General features: G+C 49.1%; 8 protein-coding genes and 1 tRNA gene. 2 read left to right on the top strand and 7 right to left on the bottom strand.

Going from position 1 to position 9357, the window contains the following annotated elements; all coding sequences use genetic code 11:
* Positions 1-45 precede the first annotated feature (45 nt).
* A tRNA-Arg gene (locus HK25_RS11935) sits at positions 46-122 on the bottom strand.
* A 108-nt stretch (positions 123-230) separates the two neighbouring features.
* Positions 231-932, bottom strand: a complete 702-nt coding sequence (locus tag HK25_RS11930) for a hypothetical protein (RefSeq protein ID WP_086636370.1) — start codon at positions 930-932, stop codon at positions 231-233.
* Positions 933-1150: 218 nt separating this feature from the next.
* Here HK25_RS11930 and HK25_RS11925 point away from each other — a divergent pair, with 218 nt between their 5' ends.
* On the top strand, positions 1151-1621 hold the full coding sequence (locus HK25_RS11925) for a DUF1489 family protein (RefSeq protein ID WP_086636369.1): 471 nt from the start codon (positions 1151-1153) through the stop codon (positions 1619-1621).
* A 364-nt stretch (positions 1622-1985) separates the two neighbouring features.
* On the opposite strand, the gene hemW is transcribed toward HK25_RS11925, so the two are convergent.
* The 5 genes from hemW to HK25_RS11895 all read right to left on the bottom strand — a co-directional run bounded on the left by hemW (position 1986) and on the right by HK25_RS11895 (position 8026).
* Entirely contained in the window at positions 1986-3140 is a 1155-nt protein-coding gene (gene hemW / locus HK25_RS11915) for a radical SAM family heme chaperone HemW (protein ID WP_086636367.1), read from the bottom strand.
* 3 nt (positions 3141-3143) lie between these two features.
* Positions 3144-5150 (bottom strand): potassium transporter Kup, encoded by a 2007-nt coding sequence (locus HK25_RS11910; protein WP_086636366.1) that lies wholly within the window; start codon positions 5148-5150, stop codon positions 3144-3146.
* Positions 5151-5254: 104 nt separating this feature from the next.
* Entirely contained in the window at positions 5255-5938 is a 684-nt protein-coding gene (locus HK25_RS11905; protein ID WP_086636365.1) for a YggS family pyridoxal phosphate-dependent enzyme, read from the bottom strand.
* A complete protein-coding gene (locus tag HK25_RS11900) occupies positions 5935-6972 on the bottom strand; it encodes an NAD(P)H-quinone oxidoreductase (protein ID WP_369824749.1) in 1038 nt (345 codons plus the stop codon). The genes HK25_RS11905 and HK25_RS11900 overlap by 4 nt, the downstream gene beginning before the upstream one ends.
* Positions 6973-6982: 10 nt before the next feature.
* Positions 6983-8026, bottom strand: a complete 1044-nt coding sequence (locus tag HK25_RS11895) for an ornithine cyclodeaminase (RefSeq protein ID WP_086636364.1) — start codon at positions 8024-8026, stop codon at positions 6983-6985.
* 533 nt (positions 8027-8559) lie between these two features.
* Here HK25_RS11895 and HK25_RS11890 point away from each other — a divergent pair.
* Positions 8560-9228, top strand: coding sequence for a GIY-YIG nuclease family protein (locus tag HK25_RS11890; RefSeq protein WP_086636363.1), 669 nt, complete (start codon positions 8560-8562; stop codon positions 9226-9228).
* The last annotated feature ends 129 nt before the right edge of the window (positions 9229-9357 follow it).

Raw genomic sequence — 9357 nt, 5'->3', positions numbered from 1 at the left:
TAACTTCTCTATTTTTCTTTTTAAATCAACGGGTTAATTCTTATATGGCGGACCCGAAAGGATTCGAACCTTCGACCTTCGCCTTCGGAGGGCGACGCTCTATCCAGCTGAGCTACGGGTCCACATTTTGCTTTCCTAGCGCAAAGCCTGTGCTCTGCCAAGAGGATATAATGAAAAACAAAGGATAACCCTGTGCTCCTTTTTACATCGGACCACAGGATTATAAAATATTATGGCGCGTTAGCCGGCGCAATAGCTGAAGGTATTGCTGGTGTAACCGCTTTTGTCTTCAGGTCAGGCAAAGTAGTAGCTGGCATACCTTCGACGGCTGCTCCGGCCTGAGGCGTAACGGCGGTACCCTCTCCCGTTGTAACTGGCTGCAATTTGGCAGGTTTAATCTGTGGCTGACGATATGCCTTGACCGGCCCCAGGGGATTAGAAGAAATAACCTGCATCGACGGCAGGGGACGACGAACACACCCCCTGGCAATTGTCGCACAAACACCATCAGCACCGACAATTTCGTCATTATCGCCACCATAATGCAGATCAGTCACTTTCCCGTCTGTAATACGCACATCTGCAACGCAGGTTTTTCCGGCGCCACCCAGTGCATTTTCAATAATATTGACGACACTTTGCAACGGGAAAAGAGTTGAGTCATTAGCTGATGGTATATTAAGGCCCCGGGTATATTCATAAATTTCAGACCCGTCAGGCAGCTTTTTAGTCTTATCAGGGATACCCATACAGGCCTGTAAATCACTGCTTGAAATACCGATAAGAGAGATCTGCGCTTTATGGGCCGTACGAGAGTCGTAATAACCACAACCCGATAGCGCCAGTGAAAAAACACTCGTTAGTATCACAAGAGGAGAAGCTTTAGGCCTGCTACGGAAAAGACCTGTAATGTTCAAAAGACGAACAGACATGGATAACAAAAAATTCCTTATATGTTCGAAAAAAGGGAGGATGCTGACGAAACATTCATAAAATGCTGTCTTTTCTCAGGATGTCCCTGAATTTATCATTGGTGATGATAAAACACAAACTATGCTTCTCCGGCAAAAGAGAATATCTGTCAGTGACAGGATTTTCCCCCATGTACCACAACCCTGCTAACGTACTCTGATATAAGAAGGTCCCTCTCATGCTCGGTCTCATCAAACTTGCCGTTGGTGTGTCTTCGCCTGAAGAGCTGATACAGCGCCAGAAAATGTCAGAAAACCTTTATACTCACCCGGATTATGGCCCGGTGCCGGTGGTCTATACGCGGTTTTTTCCTAAACGTGCGGATGAACTTCTGAACGGCGGTTCATTATACCGGGTAATTGGCGGGCTGATTGTATGCCGGCAAACTATTCTTGATATTAAAAGCGGTACACGTCCCGATGGCAGAGAGAGTACACTCATATGTGTATCGCCTGAGTTAATACGCACTAACCCTATGACAATGCGTCCTTTTCAGGGGTGGCGTTACCTCGACGGGAAAGATTGTCCACCCGACAGCGCCTTTCAGTCATGCTCTGAGCTACCAGGATCATTGCAAAAAAAACTGGTCATGTTAGGCTTGGCAAGTCTCTTCTTTTGTCTGGTATCACTAAATACCGCTATTTTATGACTAATAAGAATTAAAAAAACTGTCAAAAATAACAAGAGAGAAACAGGGTAGAAACAGACCATCTCAGAGTGACTGGTACAGACTATTTTACCGTCATAACCGGAGATATTTTCCTGATAGCTCCCTGCCGGAGCTCTTTACGCGAGAGGTTATAGTATGAACCTGTCTGTCCATAATCAATCTCCCTCCTCTGCTCCGTCCGAGCAGGCAAGAGAACGCTGGCTGAACACGCTGTCACAGAAAGCGAAAAATCTGAACGGTCCCCAGGACCTTCATTTCGAGCGCCGCCCTCAGCGGCCGACACGCGAAAGAGATAATGTAAAACCCTGCAAAGAGCTCTGATAATATACGTGTAAGGTGCCTTTTAACGAATCAGGGCACCAAGCAAAGCTTCCAGGCGCAAGCGGCCCTCAGCTGTGGCACGGAGATTATTACCCTCTAAAGTAAGGTAGTTTTCTTCGCAGGCTGCGTCGAGAATAACTGAGTTCGTCGCATCAGCTAATGTAAGGCCGGTACGCTCTCTGAAGCGTGTAAGGTTCAGGCCTTCTGTGACCCGCAGCCCCATCAGCAACATCTCTCGTGCACGTTCCTGTGCAACAAGACTTTCCTTCTGTGTCTGGCCTGTACCTTTTTGCTCAACCAGCGTTGCCCATGGCTCCGGGGCACGGTGACGACGTGTCGCAAACAGATCATCACCCTCAGTAATACGCCCGTGTGCACCTGGCCCGATCCCCAGATAATCACCATAACGCCAGTATGTCAGATTGTGTCGGCTTTCACTGCCAGGGCGGGCATAGTTCGACACCTCATATCCGGCCAACCCGAAACGGAAGGTGACTTCTGCTGTGTGCTGATAAAGAGAAGCTGCCTCGTCTTCATCTGGCAAACTAAACTTACCTGAACGAAAAAGAGCTTCAAAACGTGTGCCCTGCTCTATTGTGAGCTGGTAAAGAGAGATGTGATCTGCCGCAAGAGTTAATGCTGTTTGCAGCTCTTCCTCCCAGTCAGCAAGTGACTGCCCTGGTCTGGCGTAAATCAGATCGAAGGTAATGCGGCTAAACAGGTTGCGGGCGGTTTCGAGTGCTGCAACTGCCTGTTTTGCAGAATGCTCCCGCCCAAGGAAACGCAGAGAATCATCATCAAGAGCCTGAATCCCTAACGAAACACGATTCACTCCGGCCTGTCTGAAGCCGTGCAGACGCCCCGCCTCAACACTGGTCGGGTTAGCCTCAAGAGTAATTTCGATATCATCTGCCGGATCAAAAAGTGAGGTCGCATCTTCAATCAACGCGGCCACATTTTCAGGCGATATGAGAGAGGGCGTGCCCCCGCCAAAGAAAACCGAGCCCAGCTTACGCCGCCCGAGGCGGCTGGCCTCGTAAGCCAGCTCAGCACGCAACGCTTTAACAAAGCGTTCCTCAGGGATCTGCTCTCTGACGTGCGAATTAAAATCGCAATAGGGGCATTTGGCCAGACAAAAAGGCCAGTGGATATAAAGAGCGAGTGGTTCAGCAGACAAGGATCAGATCGCCACTTTCACACTCAGCTGCACAGCACGGTCAGGCGGAATGCGGAAGAATTCCATGCTGGATGTTGAGTTACGTGCCATGAACATAAAGAGCCACATTCTCCACCGCGAGAGACGTGAAACAGGCGAACGGGTAATCATCTCGCGTGAGGTGAAGTAAGAGGCCTGCAGCGCATCAAAATCCACACCATTTGCTTTGAGATTTTCAAGAGCGCGCGGAATATTGGGCATTTCCATAAAGCCATAACGCAGAATAACACGATAAATATCGGGGGCCAGCTGCTCGACAGAAACACGATGGCCTCTTTCAGCTTCAGGCTGATCAAGGTTCTGCACCGTCACAAACATTACATGGTCATGCAAAATTTTATTATGACGCAGATTATGCAACAGGCACGGAGGTACAATATCAGGCGTACCCGTCATAAATACTGCCATACCCGGCACACGGATGATGCGCGACTGTGGCAGCCTGGCGATGAAGGAGCCCATGGGCAGGCTGTCCTGACGTTGCCTGCCTATGACCAGACTGCGGCCTTTTTTCCAGGTCGTCATCATCAGGGTCAGTACACAGCCAAGCAGGACCGGCACCCAACCACCATCAGGAATTTTAAGCGCATTGGCAGAAAAGAAGGTCGTATCCAGCACCATGAAGCTGCCAAAGACAACAGCCACCCGCCAGGCAGGCCAGTTGAAATGATAACGAAAGACAACAATCGCCAGTAATGTGGTGCAGATAAACGTACCTGTAACAGCGATGCCATAAGCTGAAGCGAGACGGTCTGAACTCTGAAAAGCCAGAACCAGCAGCACCGCACCAACAGCCAGAAAACGGTTAAAGTCGGGCAGATAAATCTGCCCTTCCTCTTCAGCATTCGTGTGCGTAATACGCAGCCGCGGCATGTACCCAAGCTGAATCAGCTGGCGACAGACCGAAAAACCACCTGAAATACCAGCCTGGCTGGCAATAACGGTGGCCAGTGTGGAGAGAACAATCATAAAACCCTGCATCCAGCCCGGGCAGAGCAGGAAGAAGGGATTAGCCAGAGATTTAGGGCTTTCAATAATCAGTGCCGCCTGGCCAAAATAGTTCAGCACCAGCATAGGCAGCACAAAAAACAACCAGGCATAACGAATAGGCGCCCGACCAAAATGCCCCATATCGGCATAAAGAGCCTCAGCCCCGGTGACACAGAGCACGACAGAGCCAAGCGCCAGAAATGAGAGCCTGCCGTGGTAGAACACGAATTCAACTGCATAAACAGGCGAGAGAGCCATGAGAATGGCAGGATGATGAAGAATTTTAAGCAAACCCATCACACCAATTGTGCCAAACCAGAGGAGCATAACCGGCCCGAAAATTGTTCCTACCTTGCCGGTACCGATATACTGCACACTAAACAGGCTGATAATAACAATCACAGCGATCGGAATAACCAGATCATGCGCTGCGGGCACACTGACTTCGATACCTTCGACCGCCGATAAAACAGAAATAGCCGGAGTAATAATACCATCGCCAAAAAACAGGCAGGCTCCGACAACACCAACCAGCGCGAGCGCTGTACGAAGCTTTGGTTTTGAAATGACACGCTGCGCCAGAGAGGAGATGGCCAGAATACCACCTTCTCCGTTATGGTCAGCGCGCATAATCAGCATGACATATTTCAGGGTTACGATGAGGATCAGTGTCCAGAAGATCAGACTGGCGACCCCCATCACCTCCCACGCAGCCACCTGATGATGACCCGAAATAACCTGCACGGTAGACCGAAAGGCATAAAGCGGACTTGTACCAATATCACCATAAACAACACCAAGCACAGACAGGAGGGCCGCAAAGCCAACCGGAGCTGCTACGTGCTGAGGTTCATCACCGGCAAATTCAGTAATATGCCGGGGCCCGGGAGGGGCTGACTGATCGTGCAGTGGCGCTGCATCGACTGACGTAGCGCCGTCAGAGGCACCATGATCAGATGAAGGGCTGGCTGGGTCGGTCATGTCAGTTTACACTCCGTATGCATGTACTTACGGGCAAGAGGTTCAGGAGCGCCTGCATAAAGGCACTTGCAGGCAAAGAGCAAGTCATTCGTGTTTTTTCTTCATCAGGGTATAGTTGGTCTGGGCCCGAAAATGGCCGTACCTACCCGCACATGTGTTGCACCCTGAGCAATCGCCTGGGGGTAGTCAGCTGACATACCCATAGAAAGAACAGGCAGTCCATGATGCAAGGCCATACTGCGAAGCAGCTGAAAATGCAAAGTCGGATCTTCATCCGCCGGGGGAATACACATCAGCCCGCACAGTTTCTCTCCGAAGCGTTTTTGACAAAGCCTGATGAAATCATCGGCCTGATCGCGGGCTATACCAAATTTTTGTGGCTCGTTACCCGTATTTACCTCAATCAGCAGCTCTGGCATACGGCCACAGGCATCAGCAGCTTTTGCCAGAGCATCAGCCAGGGCAGGACGATCAAGGCTTTCAATCCTGTCAGCCAGCTGCACAGCATCCCGGGCTTTGTTAGTCTGCAACCCACCGATGAGATGCAGCTTTATGTCAGGACTGAGTTCCCGTAATGCCGGGAATTTTGCAGATGCCTCCTGCACACGGTTTTCGCCAAATATACGCTGACCAGCAGCAATAGCTTCAGCAACACTACTGGCGGGATGAAATTTGGAAACAGCAACAAGCTCAACATCCTCCGGGTTTCGACCGGCTTTATGTGCAGCTGCGGCAATTTCAGAGCGCACCCGCTCAAGACGTTGTGCCAGCAGAGAAGATGTTGTCATGACTGAGGAGACTCTTCTGTTGTCAGAATAATCTTACCTGAATGATTACCGCTCTCCATTTCCTCATGTGCCTGCGCTGCCTGCGATAGCGGTAAAATAGTATGGATCAGAGGTGTTATTTCACCCGACGCCAGAAGTGGCCAGACATACTGCTGCAATTGCTGAGCGATCTGTGCTTTTGCCTCAGGGCTTCGTTTGCGCAGGGCGCTGCCGGTAATGGTCAAACGCTGTGTCATAATACGGGTCAGGTCAGCATCCGGTGCTTTAGAGCCACTCTGAAGAGCAATGATAACCAGACGACCATCCGTTGAGAGACTGCGCAGGTTACGCTCAAGGTAGCCGCCACCCACCATATCAAGGATAATATTGACGCCTTTTTTGTCTGTTAACTCACGAAGACGTTCAGCAAAATCTTCTTCACGGTAATTAATGGCTATGGCACCAAGCTTTTCACATAAAGCACATTTTTTAGCTGTACCGGCTGTGACATAAGGGATGCCACCAAAAGATCTGACCAGCTGAATAGCCGCTGTGCCAATGCCACTGCTGCCACCATGAATGAGCACACGTGACCCTGGGGCAGGAAATGCCGGCATAAACAGATTAGACCAGACCGTAAAAAACGTTTCTGGCAGAGCTGCTGCCTCAACTGCATTAAAACCATCAGGCCAGGGCAAAGACTGGGCTGCAGGCACAAGTGCATACTCTGCATAGCCGCCACCATTTGTCAGAGCACATACCCGTGCACCGACTTCAGGCATAGTCTGACCAGGCAGAGGCTCACCGCAGGCAGCAACAATACCGGCCACCTCAAGCCCCAGACCAGGATGTGCACCAGGTGGTGGCGGATACAGCCCTTTGCGTTGCATAACATCAGGCCGGTTTACACCGCAGGCCAGAACGCGCACCAGAATGTCACCCGGCCCGGGTTGTGGCACGGACAGAGTTTCAAAACGAATTGCGTCTGGTCCGCCCGGGGCCGGCACTGTTGCAGCCACCATTGTTGCGGGTACAGGAGGGTGAGACAAAGACATAGGCTACATCCTATTCAAAAGAGCACTCTTCATCCGGTACAGAACTGTTAAGAAGCCCGAAGAGATTACGAGGGTCTTCAGGATTTGCCAGAAGATCGAGAGTTTTACAAAAAGAAGTACCGCTCACTTTATCGCGCAGATAGCGCAGAGCGGAAAAATCCTCCGTCGCGAAACCAACAGAATCAAAAATAGTAATATCACGCGCGCTGCGACGACCTTTTTTGTTACCAGCTATAATCTCCCATAGCTCGGTAACCTGAAAGTCTTCGGGCATTTGTTGCAGTTCGCCTTCAAGCCGTGTCTGCTCAGTATATTCCACAAAGACTCTACCTCGCGTCAGAATATCAGCCTGTAGTTCGGTTTTGCCGGGGCAGTCTCCGCCAACAGCATTAATATGCACACCAGCGCCGATCATATTATCAGACAGGATAGTCGCCATTTGTTTATCTGCTGTAATGGTCGTTATGATATCAGCGCCCTCAACCGCCTCCTGACTACTGGCAGCGATTGTAATAGTCAGGCCGCTGTTTTTCATATTGTCACAGAACTTCTGTGTGGCATCGGGGTCTGTGTCATATATACGCACAGTATCTATACCCAGCAGGGTTTTAAATGCAGTCGCCTGAAATTCTGACTGAGCACCCGCACCAATGATAGCCAGCACACGACTGTCAGCACGGGCCAGATGACGTGCTGCAACAGCAGAGGTCGCCGCTGTTCGCAAAGCTGTCAGAAGTGTCATTTCAGACAAAATAAGCGGATAGCCGGTTCTGACGTCAGAGAGCATACCAAAGGCGATAACGGTCTGAAGCCCGTCACGGGTGTTGCCGGGATGTCCGTTAACATATTTGAAGCTATAGAGAGCATCATCGCTGGTGGGCATAAGTTCAATGGCACCATGCTCGGAATGGCTGGCAAGGCGCGGCCTCTTATCAAAAGCAGGCCATCGACGAAAATCATCCTCGATATACTCAGCAAGCTCTCTGAGAACAGTTTCGATACCCTGCAGGCGAATGAGCCGAATAAGGTCGTGAACGCCAACATACTGCACCATGTTGCCTCCTGTTGTCCTGCATCATTTCGTGTCACAGAAACGCTACCATAGAAAAAAGGAGTTTTATACTTCCATACAAGGCTCTGAGCCCGTCAGTATACTCAGATCAGGACTCATTCTTTAAGATAGAAGATCAAAGCATATGGCGGTATGGGTTACGGGGATGAATGTGTGCATGCAGCGACATATCAAAGTTATACAGGATCAAAACATGTAAAAACTTTCAAAGAGCGGAGTATGACACTCGAAATTACCAAGCTCCCTCAAGCAAAACGAGGTTTCACACTTTCGCTCCGCCTTTGGATGGTGGAGCGATCTATCGCATCGACAATATAATGCTGAAGACTTGCAAAGGATGATGAACGCTGTGCCTCAGCCAATGCTCATCGCAGTACATAGGATCGCCTTAGCAGGCTTTATGCTCAGAAATGCAGTCAATCTGCTCTTCCAGAGAACATGGCACCCTCTGGTATTTTTTTAACATTTATCATAATTTAGCTTAGGGCATATTTTCCAGAATGAGTAAAATAATTATGATTGAACAAAACCCAACAGGATTTATTGATGAACCCCAAATACATAGCAGTGAAGGTATAGTGTATATTCTTACTAATCCAGTTATGCCTGGCCTGATTAAAATAGGCATAACTGGCAATGATCTGCCTTCCAGAATGAAACAGCTTTACTCTAGTGGTGTTCCAGTTCCATTTGAATGTGCCTATGCTAAACGGGTGCCTGATTATTTAAAAGTTGAAGCGACGCTTCACATGGCTTTTGGGGATCATAGAATTAATAGCAACAGAGAATTCTTCAGGATAGATCCTGAGCGCGTCAGAGCTATTTTCAATTTGTTGCCAGGAGAGGATATTCTTATTGGAGAAGAGGATGGAGCAGTTGAAACTAGCGATATCATTGCATTAAAATCTGCCAATAAAAGGGCATCGGTATTTAATTTCAAAATGGTGGATATTAAACCCGGCTCTGTACTCGAATGGTTTTACAATCCTGATATTACATGCACTGTTGTTGATGACCGAAAAGTTAATTTTGAAAACAATATTACAAGTTTAAGTGCTGCTGCCTGTGAGGTAGGCCGTCGGACAGGTTTGGGTAGCGGGGCATATCAAGGCCCACGTTATTGGAAATATCAAGGAAAAATTTTAACAGAACTACGCGAAGAAATAGAGCAAGGGGAAGATTGACAATATATTCTAATATTTATTGGGTTTACCTCAATAAAATAAAATTTTTTCCTGAAGCGTCTCGCCAGCTAGGCTCAGGACTCATTCTTTGAGATAGAAGATGAAGCTTGCAGCGATATGGATTGCGGA

This window comes from Acetobacter sp. DsW_059 (assembly GCF_002153695.1).
GTDB classification, from domain to species: domain Bacteria; phylum Pseudomonadota; class Alphaproteobacteria; order Acetobacterales; family Acetobacteraceae; genus Acetobacter; species Acetobacter thailandicus.
This window is presented reverse-complemented; position numbering and strand designations above follow the sequence as displayed.